The following is a 21,273-nucleotide window of genomic DNA, read 5'->3' as shown; positions in this document are numbered from 1 at the left end:
TCGGGGTTTTTCCACAGGGCGATGTCGGCGGTCATGTTGACCTCTTGCGGCATCCAGTGGTTGGCGCAGCCGTCGAGGTACTTCTGCCAGGCCCAGTCGTACTTGAAAGGCACGAGTTGGTTGAGGTCGGCGCGGCAGTTGATCATGCGCTTTTCGTCAACGGCAACACGGGCGCTGGCGCCTTCGAGCTCGGCGAGGCCTTCGGCGACGTCGAGTTTGTCCAGGGCAGCCTTGGCCCGCACGATGGCGGCGGAGTCATTGGCGGTGACGGCGCGGGCTTCGATGGCGGCGGCAGCGCCGGCACCGTCGAGGCGGTCCATGTTGGCTTCGGTGGCGTGGCCGGCGTTGGCGCCTTTAGCGGCTACTTCGCCTTCTTCTTCTTTGTCGAATTCGTCCCAGCTCAGCATGACGTGTCGTCTCCTGCGTGAGGGCCAATGGTGCCCGTGTGAAACCGGATGGTTGGGTGTTCACACGGCCCAGGGGCCGCGGTGGATCTTTAAGGAATCGTTTGTTGCAACAGCTCGCGCAGGCATTAAACGCAATGGGCTACGGGTGTTCTGCTTGAGGCCTGAGGGGCGGAGCGACGGTGTCGTGCTCCTGCGGGGCCTCAGGCCTGGCTCGTGATCCCATGTAAAGGGATATTGCAGGCCCGATTTACCCGCGCATTATAGGGAAAAATTTAGCTTTGTGTTGCGGCGGATGGCCTCAGTCGAAGGTCAAAATGACGGCATTTGAGGCCAGAGCGCGAGTTTACGGGGGTTTATCAGGCTAGGATTTTTTTGACAGGCGATAGCCGGCGTTTCTGAAGGCCTGGCCTTAAACAATCGGAGTGTGGATTGGACACAAAGTCCTTGCGCCAAACGGCGCAAGGAGCGGGCGGCCAAAGCTACTGGGCAGCCGCTTTGATACTGGCAAACAGCTGGCTGCCCGCTTTGGCCGGATCGGCGTTTTTGTCGCTCATAAAGTGGCTGATCACATCGAAGACCGCGCCTTGCACAGCCTGCGAGGTGGACATATTGAACGCCATGCTGGGCGCCAGGGTGCCGGCTTTTTCAGCGTCGGCAAAATCCTTGGCCGAAGCCTGGGCGCAGCTATCGAACTGGCTCATGTCCAGGCCCTTGATCACGGGGATAGAGCCTTTGTTCTGATTGAAGATGTACTGGAATTGCGGCTCCAGCGCGATCTTGGCCAAGTCATCGCGCGCAGCATTATTGCCGGGCGTGTCATTTTTGCTCGACAGCTTGAACATGGCCAGCGAGTCGATGGTGTAGCTATAGACCCCTTGTGAACCGGGGAAGGGCACGCATTCGTAGTCGATGCCAGCCTTTTTGCCGGCCGCCGTCCATTCACTTTTGGCCCAGTCCCCCATGATCTGCATGCCGGCCCGACCGTTGATGACTTTGGCCGTTTCGAGATTCCAGTCCTGCCCGGCGCCGTCAGGGTCCATGTAGGACTTCAATTTGCGCAGGGCGCTAAACACGTCTGTCATTTTCGCGCCGGTCAATGTGGCTTCGTCATGGTCAATGAAGGCTTTCTGGAAACCGTCTGCGCCGAGGATGCTCAGCACCAACCCTTCAAATACCGTGGTGTCCTGCCAGGGTTGGCCACCATGGGCAATCGCGATAAAACCCGCCGCCTTGAGCTTATCGCCCGCGGCATACAGTTCTTCCAGGGTGGTGGGGGCTTTGGCGACCCCGGCTTTTCTGAGTACCTCGGGGTTGGTCCATAGCCAATTGATGCGGTGGATATTCAGCGGCACGGCAACATAGTGCCCGTCATATTTCATCAAACTGGCGATGCTTTCGGGCAGCAGGCTATTCCAGTTGTTCGCCTTGGCCACCTCGTCGATGTTGGTCAGCAAGCCCAGGTTGCCCCATTCCTGGATATCCGGGCCCTTGATCTGCGCGGCAGAGGGCGGGTTGCCGGACACGGCGCGGGTCTTGAGTACGGTCATGGCGGCTGCACCACCGCCACCGGCCACGGCACTGTTTTGCCAGGTGAAGCCATCTTTTTCGATCAGTTGCTTGAGCACGTCCGCCGATTTGGCTTCCCCGCCCGAGGTCCAGTAATGCACGACTTCAACGCTGCCTTTGCTCTCGGCGCCATGGGCGGCGAATGTGCAGAGGCTGGCGAGGGAGATGGCAACGGCAAGGCGATTGAGGGTTTTCATGGGGGTGACCCTTTTTGTTTTTGTGGTGAGAGGGAGGAGGTTATTCCAGCCCCAGTCCTTTGCGGCCAAAGGCGTTCAGTTGCGATTTCATGAAGCGATCGTTCCAGTGTTTTTCGTAGTCCTCACGGGGGAAGTCATCTGGCGAGATGCCTTGCTCGAATGCCCGCAGTACATCCTTGGCATAACGCAGATTTTTCGGACACATGGGCGCGGCAGGTACGTACATCACGTTGCCCCAGCCCTGTTGGTTTTCAACGGGGGCGACGCTGTGGACTACATCGCAGTGCCACCACACCGAATCGCCGGCCTGCACGTCCGGGATTGGCGTCATGCCCTGGACCAGCAGCGGGTGCCATTGCTCCAGGATGGGCAGCACCTTGCCCGGCGCAACGCCGCACAGTTCATCTTCGGGGACGTCTTCGAGCAGTGGGCGCAGCAGCAAGTAGGCCATGGCCTTGGGGATCGGCAGGGTATGCAGCACACCCTGATCGGCGCTCATGTCACACAACGCGGTCCAGCCCTGGAAGGTACGGAAGGCCGAACATTTAGTGCCCGGGTAGGCATATTCATCGACTTCGGTGCGATAGGCGGCGTCCCACGGGTCGTAGGACTTGAAGTCGTTGTGGTAAATCTTCTCGAACACTTTCAGGTAGGCCGGGTGCAGCCAGCGTTCCAGCGCCCCGGAATCGGTGTGCGGGCCCAGACCCTTGGACGTGGTGCCGGGCGGGCGACGGCGTACGCGATCCGGATACAGGGCGTTGGTATCCGGGTCGAACCACTGCTGGCCGTGGGAGTCGACCGTCCACAGGCGGTTCAGGAATGACTGGGCACTGCCCATGCGTTCGTGCTGGCGCAGTTGCATCTGGGCGTCGGACCAGTAGATCGGGAAAATTTCCGGGCGCGAGGCCTCAAGGTTGCCGAAAAAGTTGTCGGCAGGCCCGCGGTAAACCGCGTCGAACAGGTTGTTATCCAGGTAGTCCAGCAGGCTTTTGTCCCACCCCAGCACTTGCTGCCTGGGGAAATGATTGCGGATGACCAGGCAGCCTCGGCGCTTGATCAGCGCGCGTTGTGCTTCGCTGATCTGGCCGTTGGCGATGGTGGCGAAGTCGAGTTCGGGCCAGGCGGAGCCGGTCAGGGCTTGCTGGGCCTTGATCGAGGCAATTTCCGTGGCGATAAAGGCGCTGACTTCGGCAAATAGCGCCGGCACGTCGCCGATCTGTGCGCGCAGCGCCTTTTTCATGGCGACGATGTTGCGCTTGTGGTCGGCTGGCAATTCGGCGCTTGCGAAGGTCTGGTAGTTGCTCATGGGCTGGCCTGCATTTTTATTATTCATGCAGGTATGGAATCACTCTGGCCTGCCTGGGGGGCAGTCTCATTTGCAGCGTTGAGCAATACGATTGTGGCGTTTATTTAAGGTGAGGCAGAAGAATCAGGCTGGTCTGCTGTTACTGGAAGTGATGCCCGTGCCGGCCACGGAAGTCTGAAGGTGTCATGCCTTTGTGCGCCTTGAACTGCCGGTTGAACAGGGCCTGGGACGCGTAACCCACCTGTTCGGCGATGGTGCTGACGGCCAGCTTGCCTTGCATCAGCAGGGCACAGGCGTGTCCGATGCGTAGCCGGACGATGTAGTCCAAAGCTGTACATCGTGTGTGTCGACGGAACATGCGATGGAAGGCCGAAACGCTGACGCAGGCCATTTGTGCCAGCTCAGGAATGCTCAGGGGCTGGGCGTAGTGGCCGTGCAGGTAGTCCAGGACCCGGCGGATACGCGCATCTTCAATAATATGAGGCGTGTTTTGCACGGCGATACGCTGGGCTGCGACATCCCGCGACAGGGTGTTGAGCACGGTCAATAGCGAGATCAGGCGCTGGGAAGCGTCTTGCTCCACCATGGCCTCGATCACCGGGCGCAGTGTGCGCGAGGTGGCGTCACTGAAACTCAGTGCATGCTGCGCGGCGGTGAGCAGGGCGCGGGTCGCGGCCATTTCCGGGAACAGTTTCACCAATGAATCGGCCCAGGCTTCGGAAAACCAGATGACCAGGGCGATGTGCGGTTTGCCCGGGTCGATCGTCTCGGCCGAAGACCAGCTATGGGGAACGTTCGGGCCCACCAGCACCAGGTCGCCATCATCGTACAGCGCCACGTCATTGCTGATATAGCGGTGCCCACGGCTGTTGAGGGTGAGGGTCAGTTCGTACTCGGGGTGGTGATGCCATTCAAACGGGATCGCCTGCGCCAGGCGCCTGTTCAACAGGGTCCAGGAGGTATTGGCCTCGGTGGGGATTTTCTCGAAACTGGCTCTCATGAACCCATCCTGCCTTGCAGCAGAGGTAGCGACGCCACAATCGTAGCACTCAGTTCAAGCGAGAGGGGAGGCGCGAACACCTGACTTTGCCGCAAGAACGATTCCTTGCGGCGAACAGTGCCTGGATAGTTTTTAACTAACTAAGTCATTAACCGTTAGAGCAACCATTGCCCATGACTTTGTAATTAAGAATATGCCGATGGCCTTGGTGGTCTTCATATTCCATGCGTGCGGGAACAACTTCGCAGACATTCGGGATGGAACTCATGGACACGACCTTGGCAATATCCAGGTCAGTGGCGTAGGTGTATTCCTCAACAATAGCGGTGCTCTGGCTGGCTACGTCAGTCGGGATCTCGTCGGCCAGGGCTGCGGTAGCGCACAGGCTGGCAAGGGCCATAACTAATAAAGCTTTCATTTCCAATTTACCTTTTTACAGTCGAAGGGGGGCACGGGGCCCTTGTGAGGCCACGTGTGTAACTTGAGTAGAGAGTTCGGATTAACGTGCCTTCGTGGGGGCTGCAACTTGGTTAATCACGGTGCCTTGTTGGCGGGGTTGATTTTAGGCGCCTGGGTTATATTCATATACCCGTGCTTTTGATAAACACTATTGGCGGTTTTCGTAACAATCCACGACAGAGGTTTTTTCCTGCACGGCAAAACGCGCTACAGCCACCGGGCCAGAGCGTTTAAAGGGCATATCAGGGCAATTTGTAGGGGCTTGTTACTACCATCGTCGAATGGTTCTATAGGCCTGCCCCGGCTACAACAGGGCCATACAACAACAACTATAGTCACCGAGGTAAGAAAGATGAGTGCGGCTTCCCTGTACCCCGTTCGCCCCGAAGTAGCAGCCAACACGCTGACCGACGAGGCGACCTACAAGGCCATGTACCAGCAGTCGGTGGTCAACCCCGACGGCTTCTGGCGCGAGCAAGCCAAGCGCCTTGACTGGATCAAGCCTTTCACCACGGTCAAGCAGACCTCGTTCGACGATCACCATGTTGATATCAAGTGGTTTGCTGACGGCACCCTCAACGTTTCCTACAACTGTCTGGACCGCCACCTCGCCGAGCGCGGCGACCAGGCAGCGATCATCTGGGAGGGCGACGACCCTTCCGAGAGCCGCACCATCACCTACCGCGAGCTGCATGAACAAGTCTGCAAGTTCGCCAACGCCCTGCGTGGCCAGGATGTGCATCGCGGCGACGTGGTGACCATCTATATGCCGATGATTCCCGAAGCCGTGGTCGCCATGCTGGCCTGCACCCGCATCGGTGCGATTCACTCGGTGGTGTTTGGCGGTTTCTCGCCTGAGGCCCTGGCCGGTCGCATCATCGACTGCAAATCCAAAGTGGTGATCACTGCCGACGAAGGCATTCGTGCCGGCAAGAAGGTGCCGCTCAAGGCCAACGTCGACGACGCGCTGACCAACCCGGAAACCAGCAGCATCCAGAAAGTCATCGTGTGCAAGCGCACCAATGGCCAGATCAAGTGGAACCAGCATCGCGACATCTGGTACGAAGACCTGATGAAAGTGGCGGGCACCGTTTGCGCGCCAAAAGAGATGGGCGCCGAAGAAGCGTTGTTCATCCTTTATACCTCCGGTTCCACCGGCAAGCCCAAGGGCGTGCAGCACACCACCGGCGGCTACCTGTTGTACGCGGCCCTGACCCACGAGCGCGTGTTCGACTACCGCCCGGGCGAAGTCTACTGGTGCACCGCCGACGTCGGCTGGGTCACTGGCCACACCTATATCGTCTACGGTCCGCTGGCCAATGGCGCGACCACGCTGTTGTTCGAAGGCGTACCGAACTACCCGGATATCACGCGGGTGGGGAAAATCGTCGACAAGCACAAGGTCAACATCCTCTACACCGCACCGACCGCGATCCGCGCGATGATGGCTTCCGGCACCGCCGCCTGCGAAGGCACCGATGGCAGCAGCTTGCGCCTGTTGGGTTCGGTGGGTGAGCCGATCAACCCGGAAGCGTGGGACTGGTACTACAAAAACGTCGGCCAATCCCGTTGCCCGATTGTCGATACCTGGTGGCAGACCGAAACCGGCGCGACCCTGATGAGCCCATTGCCGGGGGCCCACGCCCTCAAGCCGGGTTCGGCGGCACGTCCGTTCTTTGGCGTGGTACCGGCGTTGGTGGATAACCTGGGCAACATCATCGAGGGCGCCGCCGAAGGCAACCTGGTGATCCTCGATTCGTGGCCGGGCCAGGCGCGTACGCTGTATGGCGACCATGACCGTTTTGTCGACACCTACTTCAAGACTTTCCGGGGCATGTATTTCACTGGCGACGGTGCACGTCGCGACGAAGATGGCTACTGGTGGATCACCGGCCGCGTGGATGACGTGCTCAACGTTTCCGGGCACCGCATGGGCACCGCCGAGATCGAAAGCGCCATGGTTGCCCACCCGAAAGTCACCGAAGCGGCCGTGGTCGGTGTGCCACACGACATCAAGGGCCAGGGCATCTATGTGTATGTCACCCTGAAAAACGGTGAGGAACCAAGCGAAGCGCTGCGCCTGGAACTGAAGAACTGGGTACGCAAGGAGATCGGCCCGATTGCTTCACCGGACGTGATCCAGTGGGCGCCCGGTTTGCCGAAGACCCGTTCGGGGAAAATCATGCGCCGCATCCTGCGCAAGATTGCCACCGCCGAGTATGACGGGCTGGGGGATATCTCCACCCTGGCCGATCCAAGCGTGGTGCAGCATTTGATTGATACCCACAAGACCATGAACGTCGCGTAAGCAGGTTTGTGGGACCAAGCCCCATTCGGCGTAGGCCGGGTGGGGCTTTTTTGTGGGCATTTGAATATGAAATAGGGTCGATGTGGGAGCTGGGGTGGCTGACAGACCGTTCTCAGCACCAAGCCAATAAATATCGGTTTATCTCGTAGGGCATTTCTGAATGTTACCCAGCGGTGCAAATGTGTAACCTTGCGCCCAAACATGAGGCAAAGTGCTACATCCGTGCCCTGAAAACACCCGTTTTAGACACCCGGCAAAATAAGATCAAACGCTACACTTGCCGGAATAGAAGGGTTTGCGAATAATAGGCCCGCAATTTGCAGCGTTAATAGGTTTAATATCTTTTGTCCCTGCATAAAAAACAGAGACTGTCAATGTGTTGGAGTCGCTTTCTCGGTGCTTCTGTAAATTGTTGTCGCATTGAGGAAATATCGGCTTCCGGCCTGTCGTTAGAATGCCGATCACTCGCTCGTCGTCGCCGTGTTGAACTGGTGTAGGACGCAGCACCGCTATTCGGTTTCACTCAGTCGCATCGTGGGCCATGGCTCATACTGCTGTTTTTGTCCTATACCGATGGAGTCCCAAGATGAAGAAACTCGTGCTGTTGGGCGCCCTGGCGCTGTCCGTGCTGTCCATGCAGGCCTTCGCTGAAGAGAAGCCGCTGAAAATTGGTATCGAAGCAGCCTACCCTCCGTTTGCCTCGAAGGCGCCGGACGGCAACATCGTCGGTTTTGACTACGACATCGGCAACGCTCTGTGCGAAGAGATGAAGGTCAAGTGCACCTGGGTCGAGCAAGAATTCGACGGCCTGATCCCGGCCCTCAAAGTACGCAAGATCGACGCGATCCTGTCGTCCATGTCCATCACTGATGACCGCAAGAAGTCCGTGGACTTCACCAACCGCTACTACCTGACCCCGGCACGCCTGGTGATGAAGGACAGCGTGACCGTCAGCGACAGCCTGGTTGAGCTCAAGGACAAGAAGATCGGCGTACAGCGCGGTTCGATCCACGACCGTTTCGCCAAGGAAGTCCTGGCGCCTAAAGGTGCGACCATCGTTCCTTACAGCACGCAGAACGAAATCTACCTGGACGTGGCTGCCGGTCGCCTTGATGGCACCGTGGCTGACGCGACCCTGCTCGAAGACGGTTTCCTGAAGACCGACTCAGGCAAGGGCTACGCGTTCGTAGGTCCTGCGTTCACCGACGCCAAATACTTCGGCGACGGCATCGGTATCGCGGTGCGTAAAGGCGACAAGGCCAACCTGGACCGCATCAACGCGGCCATCGCCGTGATCCGCGCCAATGGCAAGTACAAAGAAATCGAGAAAAAGTATTTCAACTTCGATATTTACGGCGCTGACGCCAAGTAAACCTTCGCAGTTGTCTGTCCAGAATGGCGCAAGCACCAGGGTCTCTGAAGTTTGCGCCATTTTTTCATCCGCCTTTTCGAGGACCTGAATCATGTTGAAAGGCTACGGGGCCGTTATCCTCGATGGCGCATGGTTGACGCTTCAGCTCGCCTTGTCGTCCATGGCCTTGGCCATTGTTCTGGGTCTGATCGGGGTCGCATTGCGCCTGTCGCCGGTACGCTGGCTGGCTTGGCTGGGTGACCTGTACTCCACGGTGATCCGCGGGATCCCCGACCTGGTGCTGATCCTGCTGATTTTCTACGGCGGCCAGGACCTGCTCAACCGCGTCGCGCCGCTACTGGGCTACGACGACTATATTGACTTGAACCCCTTGGCCGCCGGTATCGGCACCCTGGGTTTCATCTTTGGCGCGTACCTGTCGGAAACCTTCCGTGGTGCGTTCATGGCCATCCCCAAGGGCCAGGCCGAAGCGGGCATGGCCTATGGCATGAGCCCGTTCCAGGTGTTTTTCCGGGTGATGGTGCCGCAGATGATCCGGCTGGCGATCCCTGGCTTCACCAACAACTGGCTGGTATTGACCAAGGCCACTGCGCTGATTTCGGTGGTAGGCCTGCAAGACATGATGTTCAAGGCCAAGCAGGCGGCAGATGCCACCCGCGAACCTTTTACCTTCTTCCTCGCGGTGGCGGCGATGTACCTGGTGATCACCAGCGTCTCGTTGCTGGCCCTGCGTTATCTTGAGAAGCGCTACTCGGTAGGCGTAAAGGCGGCTGATCTATGATCTTCGACTACAACGTCATCTGGGAGGCCATGCCGCTGTACCTTGGCGGCCTGCTGACCACCCTCAAATTGCTGTTGATCTCGCTGTTCTTCGGCTTGCTCGCCGCCGTGCCCCTGGGGTTGATGCGGGTTTCCAAGCAGCCTTTGATCAATGGTGCGGCCTGGCTCTATACCTACGTGATCCGTGGCACGCCGATGCTGGTGCAGTTGTTCTTGATCTACTACGGCCTGGCCCAGTTCGAAGCGGTGCGCGAGAGTTTCCTCTGGCCGTGGTTGTCCAGTGCGACCTTCTGTGCGTGCCTGGCCTTTGCCATCAACACCAGCGCCTACACCGCCGAAATCATCGCCGGCAGCCTCAAGGCCACGCCCCATGGCGAGATTGAAGCAGCCAAGGCCATGGGCATGTCGCGCTACAAACTGTATCGCCGGATCCTGCTGCCATCGGCCCTGCGCCGGGCGCTGCCGCAATACAGCAACGAAGTGATCATGATGTTGCAGACCACCAGCCTGGCCTCCATCGTCACCCTGATCGACATCACCGGCGCCGCGCGTACAGTGAACGCGCAGTACTACTTGCCGTTCGAAGCCTATATCACCGCTGGCGTGTTCTACCTGTGCCTGACGTTCATCCTGGTGCGCCTGTTCAAATTGGCCGAGCGTCGCTGGTTGAGCTACCTGGCTCCACGGAAGCACTGATATGGAACGCATCGATCACGTACTGCCCTGGGGGCACCTGGGCTGCGAGCGCCAGCTGACGGTATTCCGTTTCGGTCACGGCGAGCGCAAGGCGTATATCCAGGCCAGCCTGCATGCCGATGAGTTGCCGGGGATGCGCGCGGCCTGGGAGCTGAAAAAGCGCCTGGCCGAACTGGAGCAGCAGGGTGCCCTCAACGGGGTGATCGAGCTGGTGCCGGTGGCCAACCCGATGGGCCTGGGCCAGTTGCTGCAAGGCAGCCACCAGGGGCGTTTCGAGATTGGCAGCGGCAAGAACTTCAACCGTGATTTCGTGGAGTTGAGCGAACCGGTTGCGGCCTTGCTGGAGGGCAAGCTGGGGGATGATCCCCACGCCAACGTGCGCATGATCCGCCAGGCGATGAACGACACGCTCAACGCGCTGCCTGAGCCGAGCAGCCAGCTGCAAGGCATGCAACGGGTATTGCTGAGCCACGCCTGCACCGCCGATGTGGTCCTCGACCTGCACTGCGACGCCGAAGCCGCGCTGCACATGTACGCGCTGCCCCAGCACTGGCCGCAATGGCGTTCGTTGTCGGCGCACTTGAATGTAAAAGTCGGCCTGTTGGCGGAAGACTCCGGTGGCAGTTCGTTTGATGAAGCCTGCTCGCTGCCCTGGCTGCGTTTGTCGCGGGCGTTTCCCGAGGCACAGATTCCCCTGGCGTGCCTGGCGACAACCCTGGAGCTGGGTGGCCAGGCCGATACCGGACGCGACGAGGCCATCTTCCATGCCGAAGGCATCCTCGCGTTCCTCGCCGAGCAGGGCCTGATCAACGGTGAATTTACGGCGCCGCAATACGAGCCGTGTGAAGGCGTGCCCTTCGAGGGCACCGAATTGCTGTTTGCACCCCACGCCGGAGTGATCAGTTACCTGCGTAAGGCCGGTGACTGGGTGGAAACCGGCGAACCGATTTTTGAAGTGATTGACCCTGTGGCCGACCGCGTCAGCATTGTCTGTGCCGGCACCTCGGGGGTGTTGTTTGCCGTTGAACGGCTACGTTATGCCCAAGCGGGTTTCTGGCTGGCCAAGGTGGCGGGGCGCGAAGCGCTGCGTCACGGGCGCTTGCTCAACGACTGACCAACTGTTTTTGTGAGAACCGACCGCATGTACAAACTTGAAGTCCAAGACCTGCATAAACGCTATGGCAGTCATGAAGTGCTCAAAGGGGTATCCCTGGCCGCCGCGGCCGGTGATGTGATCAGCATCATCGGTTCCAGTGGTTCGGGCAAAAGTACCTTTTTGCGCTGCATCAACCTGCTGGAGCAGCCGCATGCCGGCAAGATCCTGCTCAATAACGAAGAACTGAAGCTGGTGGCCAACAAGGATGGTGCCATGAAGGCTGCCGATCCGAAACAGCTGCAGCGCATGCGTTCGCGCCTGTCGATGGTGTTCCAGCATTTCAACCTGTGGTCGCACATGACCGCGCTGGAAAACGTCATGGAAGCACCCGTGCATGTGTTGGGCATGTCGAAAAAAGACGCCCGCGAGAAGGCTGAGCATTACCTGGCCAAAGTTGGTGTGGGCCATCGTAAGGATGCGTTCCCCGGCCATATGTCCGGTGGTGAGCAGCAGCGCGTGGCGATTGCCCGTGCGTTGGCGATGGAGCCTGAGGTGATGCTGTTTGACGAGCCAACCTCGGCCCTCGACCCGGAGCTGGTTGGCGAAGTCTTGAAAGTCATGCAGGACCTGGCCCTGGAAGGTCGGACCATGGTGGTGGTGACCCACGAAATGGGCTTTGCCCGTGAAGTGTCCAACCAGTTGGTGTTCCTGCACAAAGGCATTGTTGAAGAACGAGGCAACCCGCGCGAAGTGCTGGTCAACCCGCAGTCCGAGCGGTTGCAGCAGTTCCTGTCCGGTAGCTTGAAATAACCAGCGCTGCTTTTGTGCACTGAAATAGTGCATGCTTCACCCCCTGTAGGAGCGAGCTTGCTCGCGAAGAGCGTTAACGATAATGCGGGGCGCCTGATACCCCGTGGCGGTCTTGGGTTTTTCGCGAGCAAGCTCGCTCCTGCAGTGGATTATGTTTGTTTACGGGCTAGCATTGGCCCTTGTCTTCATTGCCGTTTTTCGTTTCGGATAGCCTTCCATGACAGCCCATCGCATCGGTTTCCTGATTTGGCCCAGCACTAAAGCCCTGACGCTTGCGCTGGCTGAGGAGGCCTTGCGCGTTGCCCAGCGGGTGCATCCGGATGTGGTCTACGAGGTGTCGTTCCTGCAAGCCGAGCCACCGGTCGAGGGGGAGTGGAAATTGCCCGGCGAACCCTGGGCCGGCAAGCTGGAAGGTTTTCAGAAACTGTTCCTGTTGGCCGATGAGCCGCCTACCGTCATCGCCTCGCAACTCGGTTCCGCCCTCAAGCAACTGGTGCGTGCCGGGTGTGTTATTGGCGGTTTGTCGGCCGGGGTGTACCCGTTGGCGCAACTGGGTCTGCTCGATGGTTATCGCGCCGCCGTGCACTGGCGCTGGCAGGACGACTTTTCCGAGCGCTTTCCCAAGGTCATTGCCACCAGTCATCTGTTCGATTGGGACCGTGATCGCCTGAGCGCCTGCGGCGGTATGTCAGTACTCGACCTGTTGCTGGCGGTCCTGGCCCGTGACCACGGCGCCGAACTGGCCGGTGCGGTCTCCGAAGAACTGGTGGTGGAGCGCATCCGTGAAGGCGGCGAGCGTCAGCGCATTCCGCTGCAAAACCGCCTGGGTTCCAGTCATCCGAAGCTGACCCAGGCGGTGTTGTTGATGGAGGCCAATATCGAAGAGCCGCTGACCACCGATGAAATTGCCCAGCATGTGTGCGTGTCGCGACGACAACTGGAGCGAATCTTCAAGCAATACCTCAACCGCGTTCCCAGCCAGTACTACCTGGAACTGCGCCTGAACAAGGCCCGCCAGATGCTCATGCAAACCAGCAAGTCGATCATCCAGATCGGCCTGTCGTGCGGCTTTTCCTCGGGGCCGCATTTCTCCAGTGCCTACCGCAACTTCTTTGGCGCCACGCCACGGGAAGATCGCAACCAGCGACGCAGCAGTAGCCCGTTCGAATTGTCGTCGGTACCGTCCGAGCGCGGCTAAGCACTCGGTTTGCCCATTGGGCGAAAAATCCTACGGCACTGCCGCAAACCCCTGTCATCTGTTTAAACTGCGCCTTTGCGACGCTATTTGTCGCATTGGCGTAAACCCACGAAAAACGCGGGTTGGCGCTATAAGAAGTTGTCGCTTGGCGACAAGGCCGCGCTGAAAACTGTCCTTACAATCCCTGCATCGCCCGCCAGTTCCAGGCAGGCGTTCCTCTTCAGGAGACTCCGATGTCCGTTGAGCAAGCCCCGGTGCAACGTGCCGATTTCGACCAGGTCATGGTGCCGAACTACGCACCTGCCGCATTCATCCCTGTGCGTGGCGAAGGTTCGCGCGTGTGGGACCAGGCGGGTCGCGAGCTGATCGACTTTGCCGGCGGCATCGCAGTTAACGTGCTGGGCCATGCCCACCCGGCGCTGGTCGGTGCACTGACCGCACAGGCCAACAAGCTGTGGCACGTCTCCAACGTCTTCACCAATGAGCCGGCCCTGCGCCTGGCCCATAAGCTGATCGACGCCACTTTTGCCGAGCGTGTGTTCTTCTGCAACTCCGGCGCCGAAGCCAACGAGGCCGCCTTCAAGCTGGCCCGTCGCGTGGCGTTCGACCGTTTCGGCAGTGAGAAATACGAGATCATCGCCGCGCTGAACAGCTTCCACGGCCGTACCCTGTTCACCGTCAACGTGGGTGGCCAGTCCAAGTACTCCGATGGCTTCGGTCCTAAAATCACCGGCATTACCCACGTTCCTTACAACGACCTGGCCGCGCTGAAAGCCGCGGTGTCGGACAAGACCTGCGCCGTAGTGCTGGAACCGATCCAGGGAGAAGGCGGCGTACTGCCGGCTGAGCTTGAGTACCTGCAAGGTGCGCGCGACCTGTGCGATGCCAACAATGCGCTGCTGGTGTTCGACGAAGTACAGACCGGCATGGGCCGTACTGGCAACCTGTTTGCTTACCAGCATTACGGGGTGGTGCCGGACATCCTCACCAGCGCCAAGAGCCTGGGCGGTGGTTTCCCGATTGCGGCGATGTTGACCACTGAGGCACTGGCCAAGCACCTGGTGGTCGGTACGCACGGCACCACCTATGGCGGTAACCCGCTGGCGTGTGCCGTGGGCGAAGCGGTGATCGACGTGATCAACACCCCCGAGGTGCTGGCCGGCGTCAATGCCAAGCACGACCTGTTCAAGGCGCGCCTGGAGCAGATTGGCGAGAAATACGGCATCTTCACCCAGGTACGTGGCATGGGCCTGTTGATTGGCTGCGTACTGAGCGATGCCTTCAAAGGCAAGGCCAAGGACGTGTTCAACGCCTGTGAGCGTGAAAACCTGATGATCCTGCAAGCCGGCCCGGACGTGGTGCGTTTTGCCCCGAGCCTGGTGGTGGAAGATGCGGATATCACTGAAGGCCTGGATCGTTTTGAGCGTGCTGTAAAAACACTCACGCAAGCCTGATTTGCCCTTCTGTAGGCGCGAGCTTGCTCGCGAAAATCGTTAACGATAACGCGGGGCACATGATGCCCTGCGGTGTTCTTGGGGTCTTCGCGAGCAAGCTCGCTCCTACAGAGGTTTTGAGCCCCCCTGTTTTTAATTATGGATTTTAAGGAGTGACACCATGCTGGTGATGCGCCCCGCGCAAATGGCTGATCTGGGCGAGGTACAGCGTCTGGCTGCGGACAGCCCGATTGGTGTCACTTCCTTGCCGGATGATGTCGAGCGCCTGAGCGACAAGATTGCGGCAAGCGAAGCGTCCTTCGCTGCCGAAGTGAGTTTCAACGGTGAAGAAAGCTATTTCTTTGTCCTTGAAGACACGGTTGCCGGCAAGCTGGTGGGCTGTTCGGCCATCGTTGCCTCTGCGGGTTATTCCGAGCCGTTCTACAGCTTTCGCAACGAGACCTTCGTCCATGCGTCCCGCGAACTGAAGATCCACAACAAGATCCACGTCCTGTCCCAGTGCCATGACCTGACCGGCAACAGCTTGCTGACCAGTTTCTATGTGGTGCCGGAGCTGGTGGGGTCGGCCTGGTCCGAGCTCAACTCCCGTGGCCGCCTGTTGTTTGTCGCCAGCCACCCCGAGCGCTTTGCCGACTCGGTGGTGACCGAAATTGTCGGTTATAGCGACGAGAATGGCGATTCGCCGTTCTGGGACGCCATCGGCCGCAATTTCTTCGATCTCAACTACGCCGCCGCCGAGCGCCTGTGCGGGTTGAAGAGCCGGACTTTCCTCGCCGAACTGATGCCCCATTACCCGATCTACGTGCCGCTGTTGCCCGATGAAGCCCAGGAAGCCATGGGCCAGGTACACCCGCGGGCGCAGATCACCTTCGACATCCTGATGCGCGAAGGCTTTGAGACTGACCACTACATCGACATCTTCGATGGCGGCCCGACGCTGCATGCGCGGGTCTCGGGGATTCGCTCGATTGCCCAGAGCCGCGTGGTGCCGGTGAAGATCGGCGAGATGGTCAAGGGCGTGGGCCGCCAGTACCTGGTGAGCAACGCGCAGTTGCAGGATTACCGTGCGGTAATGCTGGAACTGGACTACGCGCCAGGCAAGCCAGTGACCCTGGACCTGGAAGCAGCCGAAGCCCTGGGCGTCGGCGAAGGCGCCAGTGTGCGTCTGGTAGCGGTTTAAAAAGCAGAGTTTCGCGGGTGGCTGGAACCAGCGGCCCGTCTGAGGAGATAGCATGATCGTTCGTCCTGTACGCAGCAGCGATTTACCGGCCCTGATTGAGTTGGCGCGCAGCACCGGCACCGGTCTCACCACCTTGCCGGCCAACGAAGAGCGCCTGACCCACCGGGTGGGCTGGGCTGAAAAGACCTTTCGCGGCGAAGCCGGGCGTGGTGATGCCGACTACCTGTTCGTGCTGGAAAACGACGAAGGCCGCGTGGTGGGGATTTCCGCCATCGCCGGCGCCGTCGGCCTGCGTGAGCCGTGGTACAACTTCCGGGTTGGCCTGACGGTCAGCGCCTCCCAGGAGCTGAACATCTATCGCGAGATCCCTACGCTGTTCCTGGCCAACGACCTGACCGGCAACTCCGAGCTGTGCTCGTTGTTCCTGCATGCTGACTACCGCAACGGCCTCAACGGACGCATGTTGGCCAAGGCGCGGATGCTGTTCATTGCCGAGTTCCCGCAGTTGTTCGGCAGCAAGATCATTGCCGAGATGCGCGGTGTGTCCAACGATGCCGGGCGCTCGCCGTTCTGGGAGAGCCTGGGCCGGCACTTCTTCAAGATGGAGTTCAGCCAGGCCGACTACCTCACCGGCGTAGGCAACAAGGCGTTTATCGCCGAGTTGATGCCCAAGTTCCCGCTGTACACCTGCTTCTTGTCCGAGGACGCGCGCAACGTGATCGGCAAGGTCCACCCGGACACCGAGCCGGCCTTGAGCATGCTCAAGAGCGAAGGCTTCAGCTACCAGGGTTACGTCGATATCTTCGACGCGGGGCCTGCGGTGGAGTGTGAGACCAGCAAGATCCGCGCGGTGCGTGACAGCCAGGCACTGGTGCTGGCCATCGGCACGCCGGGGGACGACGCCACGCCGTTCCTGATGCATAACCGTAAACGTGAAGAGTGCCGCATCACCGCCGCACCGGCGCGCCTGGCTGCCGGCACCCTGGTGGTCGATCCGCTGACTGCCAAGCGTCTGCAACTGGTGGCGGGTGATCAAGTGCGTGCCGTACCGTTGTCTGCTGCCCGGGAGTCGAAATAATGAATGCGTTGTATATCGCAGGGAACTGGCTGGCGGGTCAGGGGGAGCATTTTGAGTCGCTGAACCCAGTGACCCAGCAAGTGATCTGGGCCGGCAAGGGTGCCACTGTCGAGCAGGTTGAGTCCGCCGTGCAGGCCGCCCGCCAGGCATTCCCGGCCTGGGCCACGCGCTCGCTGGACGAACGCATCAGCGTGCTGGAAACCTTTGCTGCGACCTTGAAAAGCCGCGCCGAAGAAATCGCCCGTTGCATCGGCGAGGAAACCGGCAAGCCGCTGTGGGAATCGGCCACCGAAGTCACCAGCATGGCCAATAAAATCGCGATCTCGGTGCAGAGCTACCGCGAACGTACCGGCGAGAAGAGCGGCCCGTTGGGCGACGCCACCGCCGTGTTGCGCCACAAGCCCCACGGCGTGGTCGCGGTGTTCGGCCCTTATAACTTCCCTGGCCACTTGCCTAACGGGCATATCGTCCCGGCGTTGCTGGCGGGTAATACCGTGTTGTTCAAGCCGAGCGAGCTGACCCCTAAAGTGGCCGAGCTGACGGTGCAGTGCTGGGTCGAAGCCGGCCTGCCCGCGGGCGTGTTGAACCTGCTGCAAGGCGCGCGGGAGACCGGGATTGCGCTGGCCTCCAACCCGGGCATCGACGGTCTGTTCTTCACCGGCTCCAGCCGCACCGGCAACCACCTGCACCAGCAATTCGCCGGGCGTCCGGACAAAATCCTGGCGCTGGAGATGGGCGGCAACAATCCGCTGGTGGTGGATGAAGTGGCGGATGTTGACGCGGCGGTCTACACCATCATCCAGTCTGCGTTCATTTCTGCCGGCCAGCGCTGCACCTGTGCCCGGCGCCTGTTGGTGCCGGAAGGCGCCTGGGGTGATGCCCTGCTGGCGCGCCTGGTTGCTGTCAGCGCGACGATTGCGGTGGGTGCATTCGACCAGCAGCCGCCGCCATTCATGGGTTCGGTGATCTCCCTGGCTGCGGCCAAGGCCTTGATGGATGCCCAGGAACTGATGCTGGCCAACGGCGCCGTGGCGCTGCTGGAAATGACCCAGCCCCAGGCGCAGGCGGCGTTGTTGACGCCGGGCATTATCGACGTGACGGCTGTGACCGAACGCGAAGACGAAGAGTTGTTCGGCCCGTTGCTGCAAGTGGTTCGCTACGCCGGTTTTGAAGCGGCGATTGCCGAGGCCAACAACACCCAATACGGCCTGGCCGCGGGCCTGTTGTCGGACTCCGAGGCGCGCTACCAGCAGTTCTGGCTGCAAAGCCGTGCCGGTATCGTCAACTGGAACAAACAACTGACCGGCGCGGCGAGCACCGCGCCATTTGGTGGGGTCGGGGCGTCGGGCAATCATCGCGCCAGTGCTTATTACGCGGCGGATTACTGCGCGTACCCGGTGGCCTCGCTAGAGACCTCAAGCCTGGTCTTGCCAGCAACACTGACCCCTGGCATTACGCTGATCTAAAAATGTGGGAGCGGGCTTGCTCGCGAATGCGGTCTGTCAGTTGATAGATTAGGTAACTGGTCCGCCGCCTTCGCGAGCAAGCCCGCTCCCACATTCGATCTGTGGTGTGATGAAGATTGTTTATAAAAACAGATGTTCGTGGAGCCTCGCCGATGAAATCCTGTGAAGTCAATTTTGACGGTCTCGTGGGGCCGACCCATAACTACGGCGGTCTGTCCTACGGCAACGTCGCATCCCAGAGCAACAGCCAGCAGTCTTCCAACCCCAGGGAGGCGGCGCTGCAGGGCCTGGCGAAAATGAAAGCCCTGATGGAAATGGGTTTTGTGCAAGGCGTGCTCGCCCCCCAGGAACGTCCTGACGTCGCCGCACTGCGCAGCCTTGGCTTTGCCGGTACCGACGCCCAGGTGATCCAGCAGGCGGCCAAGCACGCCATGCCGTTGCTGGTGGCCAGTTGCTCGGCATCGAGCATGTGGGTGGCCAACGCCGCGACCGTCAGCCCGAGTGCCGACACAGCGGATGGCCGCGTGCATTTCACCGCCGCCAACCTCAACTGCAAATACCACCGCAGCATCGAACACCCGACTACCAGCCGCGTGCTGGGGGCGATGTTTGCCGATCAGCAGCACTTCGCCCACCACGCCGCGTTGCCGGCGGTGGCGCAGTTCGGTGATGAAGGCGCGGCCAACCACACGCGTTTCTGCCGCGAATATGGCGAGGCGGGCGTAGAGTTTTTCGTGTTCGGCCGCAGTGCGTTCGACACCCGTTACCCAGCGCCACAAAAGTACCCGGCGCGCCAGACCCTCGAAGCGTCCCAGGCAGTTGCGCGCTTGCACGGCCTGCAGGATAGCGGGGTGGTCTACGGCCAGCAGAACCCGGCCGTGATCGACGCCGGGGTGTTCCACAACGACGTGATCGCGGTGGGCAACGGCGAAGTGCTGTTCTATCACGAGGATGCGTTCCTCAACACCGAGCAGATGCTCGCCGAGTTGCAGGCCAAGCTGGGCAAGGTCGGCGGCAACTTCCAGGCGATCTGCGTGCCACGGGCCCTGGTCAGCGTGGAAGATGCGGTGCGTTCCTACCTGTTCAACAGCCAGTTGCTGACCCGCGCCGACGGTTCGATGCTGTTGATCGTGCCCGAGGAGTGCCGCAACAACGAGCGCGTCTGGCAGTACCTGCAAGGCCTGACCAGCTCTGGCGGGCCGATCGCTGAAGTGAGCGTCTTCAACCTCAAGCAAAGCATGCAGAACGGCGGTGGCCCGGCGTGCCTGCGCCTGCGCGTGGCGCTGAAGGAAACCGAACTGGCGGCGGTCAATCCAGGGGTTATCATGACAGCACCGCTGTACGAAACGTTGACCCAATGGGTCGGCAAGCACTACCGCGACAGCCTGCGCGAAACCGACCTGGCTGACCCGCAGTTGCTGCTTGAGTGCCGTACGGCATTGGATGAACTGACGCAAATCCTTAAACTGGGCTCGGTTTATCCTTTCCAGATCAATTAACGCCACACGGCTGAGACTTATTTATGACCACAGATACCCTGAAGCTGATCCTTGAAGACACCGACGGCACCCAGCTGGAAACCTCCTGCACCCGTCTCGCCGTGGTGTGGCAGGGCAAGGAAATCTGGATCCAGCACGACGGCCGCGGCCAACTGCTGATCGGTGTGGACGTGGAAGAAGGTGACGCCGAATACGCCAACCTGCTGATGCGCCCCCTGGCCACCAACCTGATGAGCCTGCAACTGGAAATGGAACCGGCCGACGTTGAAGGTGATGACGACGATCACGTCCACGGCCCAGGCTGCAACCACTAAGGAAGCTGCTTTATGCTCGCCCTCGGCAAACTGCTTGAACTGACCCTCGCCGGTCGCGAACCGGCGCAAAAAATTCAACTGACTGTCGACGGCGTGCAGATGCGCTGGCTCAGTGAGGGCGCACTTGAAGTGCGGCCTGCGCAAGCTCGGGACAACGGCGCCGATGTGCTGCTGTCGTCCGGCATCCATGGCAACGAAACCGCGCCGATCGAATTGGCCGACCGCTTGCTGCATGGCATCGCCCGTGGGGAGATCAAGCCCCGCACCCGTATTCTGTTCCTGTTCGGCAACCCCGAGGCCATGCGTCGCGGCGAGCGTTACCTCGAACAGGACGTCAACCGGCTGTTCAATGGCCGTCACGAACAAAGCATCGGCCCGGAAGCGATGCGCGCGGCCGAGCTTGAGCAGTTGGCGCGTACTTTTTTCAGCGTGCCTGACCGCAGTCGCCTGCATTACGACCTGCATACGGCGATTCGTGGCTCGAAGATCGAGCAGTTCGCCCTGTACCCTTTCAAGGAAGGGCGCCAGCACTCCCGCGCCGAACTGGCCCGCCTGCGGGCGGCGGGGATGGAAGCGGTGCTGTTGCAGAACAAGACCTCCATCACCTTCACGGCGTTTACCTACGAACAGTTGGGTGCCGAGTCGTTCACCCTGGAGTTGGGCAAGGCCCGGCCATTCGGGCAGAACCAGGGCGTGGATGTCTCGCGCCTGGAAACCCGCCTCAAGCAGATCATTGAAGGCAACGAACCGGCCACCGAGGGCCTGGACGGCCTGAAGTTGTTCAGCGTGGCCCGGGAAATCATCAAGCACAGCGACGCCTTCACCCTGCACCTGCCGGCGGATGTGGAGAATTTTTCGCAGTTGGAGAAGGGCTATCTGCTGGCGGAAGACATCGCCAAGACCCGCTGGGTGATCGAAGAGGAGGGCGCGCGCATCATTTTCCCCAACCCCAAGGTCAAGAATGGCTTGCGGGCAGGCATCCTGATTGTGCCAACCACGGATGTTGGCCTGGCCTGAATCCCGAGACTAACTCGGTCGAATGGACTGCCCCCGAAAAGTTGGACAGTTTCAGCTAGCAGCCTCAGCA

19 protein-coding genes are annotated in these 21,273 nt (G+C 60.2%); 14 read left to right on the top strand and 5 right to left on the bottom strand.

From position 1 onward, the window contains the following. The 5 genes from KL786_RS27800 to KL786_RS27780 form a co-directional block, all read right to left on the bottom strand. On the bottom strand, positions 1-407 hold a 407-nt coding region (locus KL786_RS27800), incomplete at its 3' end, for a ribonucleotide-diphosphate reductase subunit beta (RefSeq protein WP_215519618.1). Between the two features lie 479 nt (positions 408-886). Next, positions 887-2,170, bottom strand: a complete 1,284-nt coding sequence (locus KL786_RS27795) for an ABC transporter substrate-binding protein (protein ID WP_215519617.1) — start codon at positions 2,168-2,170, stop codon at positions 887-889. A 40-nt stretch (positions 2,171-2,210) separates the two neighbouring features. Then, positions 2,211-3,476, bottom strand: coding sequence for a DUF1479 domain-containing protein (locus tag KL786_RS27790; protein ID WP_215519620.1), 1,266 nt, complete (start codon positions 3,474-3,476; stop codon positions 2,211-2,213). A gap of 139 nt (positions 3,477-3,615) precedes the next feature. Beyond that, complete coding sequence (locus tag KL786_RS27785; RefSeq protein ID WP_215519616.1) at positions 3,616-4,476, bottom strand: helix-turn-helix domain-containing protein; 861 nt, start codon at positions 4,474-4,476, stop codon at positions 3,616-3,618. Between the two features lie 148 nt (positions 4,477-4,624). Beyond that, on the bottom strand, positions 4,625-4,894 hold the full coding sequence (locus KL786_RS27780) for a DUF2790 domain-containing protein (RefSeq protein ID WP_215519615.1): 270 nt from the start codon (positions 4,892-4,894) through the stop codon (positions 4,625-4,627). A gap of 393 nt (positions 4,895-5,287) precedes the next feature. On the opposite strand from KL786_RS27780, the gene acs reads away from it, so the two are divergent. The 14 genes from acs (at position 5,288) to astE (ending at position 21,203) form a co-directional block, all read left to right on the top strand. After that, positions 5,288-7,243 (top strand): acetate--CoA ligase, encoded by a 1,956-nt coding sequence (gene acs / locus KL786_RS27775; RefSeq protein WP_038442654.1) that lies wholly within the window; start codon positions 5,288-5,290, stop codon positions 7,241-7,243. A 586-nt stretch (positions 7,244-7,829) separates the two neighbouring features. Further along, positions 7,830-8,615 carry an L-arginine-binding protein AotJ gene (aotJ, locus tag KL786_RS27770; RefSeq protein ID WP_215519614.1) on the top strand — a complete coding sequence of 262 codons (786 nt, stop codon included), beginning with the start codon at positions 7,830-7,832 and terminating at the stop codon, positions 8,613-8,615. A 91-nt stretch (positions 8,616-8,706) separates the two neighbouring features. After that, positions 8,707-9,396 carry an ABC transporter permease gene (locus KL786_RS27765; RefSeq protein WP_029294434.1) on the top strand — a complete coding sequence of 230 codons (690 nt, stop codon included), beginning with the start codon at positions 8,707-8,709 and terminating at the stop codon, positions 9,394-9,396. Continuing rightward, entirely contained in the window at positions 9,393-10,091 is a 699-nt protein-coding gene (locus KL786_RS27760) for an ABC transporter permease (protein ID WP_032861585.1), read from the top strand. The genes KL786_RS27765 and KL786_RS27760 overlap by 4 nt, the downstream gene beginning before the upstream one ends. A gap of 1 nt (position 10,092) precedes the next feature. Further along, complete coding sequence (locus tag KL786_RS27755; protein ID WP_215519613.1) at positions 10,093-11,205, top strand: succinylglutamate desuccinylase/aspartoacylase family protein; 1,113 nt, start codon at positions 10,093-10,095, stop codon at positions 11,203-11,205. 27 nt (positions 11,206-11,232) lie between these two features. Then, positions 11,233-11,997 (top strand): ABC transporter ATP-binding protein, encoded by a 765-nt coding sequence (locus KL786_RS27750; RefSeq protein WP_124368064.1) that lies wholly within the window; start codon positions 11,233-11,235, stop codon positions 11,995-11,997. 217 nt (positions 11,998-12,214) lie between these two features. Beyond that, positions 12,215-13,195, top strand: a complete 981-nt coding sequence (argR, locus tag KL786_RS27745; RefSeq protein ID WP_215519612.1) for a transcriptional regulator ArgR — start codon at positions 12,215-12,217, stop codon at positions 13,193-13,195. 233 nt (positions 13,196-13,428) lie between these two features. Further along, positions 13,429-14,649: an aspartate aminotransferase family protein gene (locus KL786_RS27740; RefSeq protein WP_032861581.1), complete on the top strand. Its 1,221-nt coding sequence runs from the start codon at positions 13,429-13,431 to the stop codon at positions 14,647-14,649. 160 nt (positions 14,650-14,809) lie between these two features. Beyond that, positions 14,810-15,829: an arginine/ornithine succinyltransferase subunit alpha gene (aruF, locus tag KL786_RS27735; protein ID WP_032861580.1), complete on the top strand. Its 1,020-nt coding sequence runs from the start codon at positions 14,810-14,812 to the stop codon at positions 15,827-15,829. Between the two features lie 52 nt (positions 15,830-15,881). Then, positions 15,882-16,907 (top strand): arginine N-succinyltransferase, encoded by a 1,026-nt coding sequence (gene astA, locus KL786_RS27730; protein WP_032861579.1) that lies wholly within the window; start codon positions 15,882-15,884, stop codon positions 16,905-16,907. Beyond that, the gene (gene astD, locus KL786_RS27725; protein ID WP_215519619.1) at positions 16,904-18,373 is read left to right on the top strand and encodes a succinylglutamate-semialdehyde dehydrogenase; all 1,470 of its coding nucleotides are present in this window, start codon (positions 16,904-16,906) and stop codon (positions 18,371-18,373) included. The genes astA and astD overlap by 4 nt, the downstream gene beginning before the upstream one ends. Before the next feature lie 152 nt (positions 18,374-18,525). Continuing rightward, entirely contained in the window at positions 18,526-19,872 is a 1,347-nt protein-coding gene (gene astB, locus KL786_RS27720; protein ID WP_215519611.1) for an N-succinylarginine dihydrolase, read from the top strand. Positions 19,873-19,895: 23 nt separating this feature from the next. Further along, entirely contained in the window at positions 19,896-20,186 is a 291-nt protein-coding gene (locus tag KL786_RS27715; protein ID WP_029294458.1) for a hypothetical protein, read from the top strand. A gap of 12 nt (positions 20,187-20,198) precedes the next feature. Next, positions 20,199-21,203, top strand: coding sequence for a succinylglutamate desuccinylase (gene astE, locus KL786_RS27710; RefSeq protein WP_215519610.1), 1,005 nt, complete (start codon positions 20,199-20,201; stop codon positions 21,201-21,203). Positions 21,204-21,273 lie beyond the last annotated feature (70 nt).

Source organism: Pseudomonas sp. TAE6080, from assembly GCF_018732265.1.
Taxonomy (GTDB): domain Bacteria; phylum Pseudomonadota; class Gammaproteobacteria; order Pseudomonadales; family Pseudomonadaceae; genus Aquipseudomonas; species Aquipseudomonas brenneri.
Note: the sequence above shows the minus strand (reverse complement) of the source record. Positions and strands in the feature narration are given on the sequence as shown.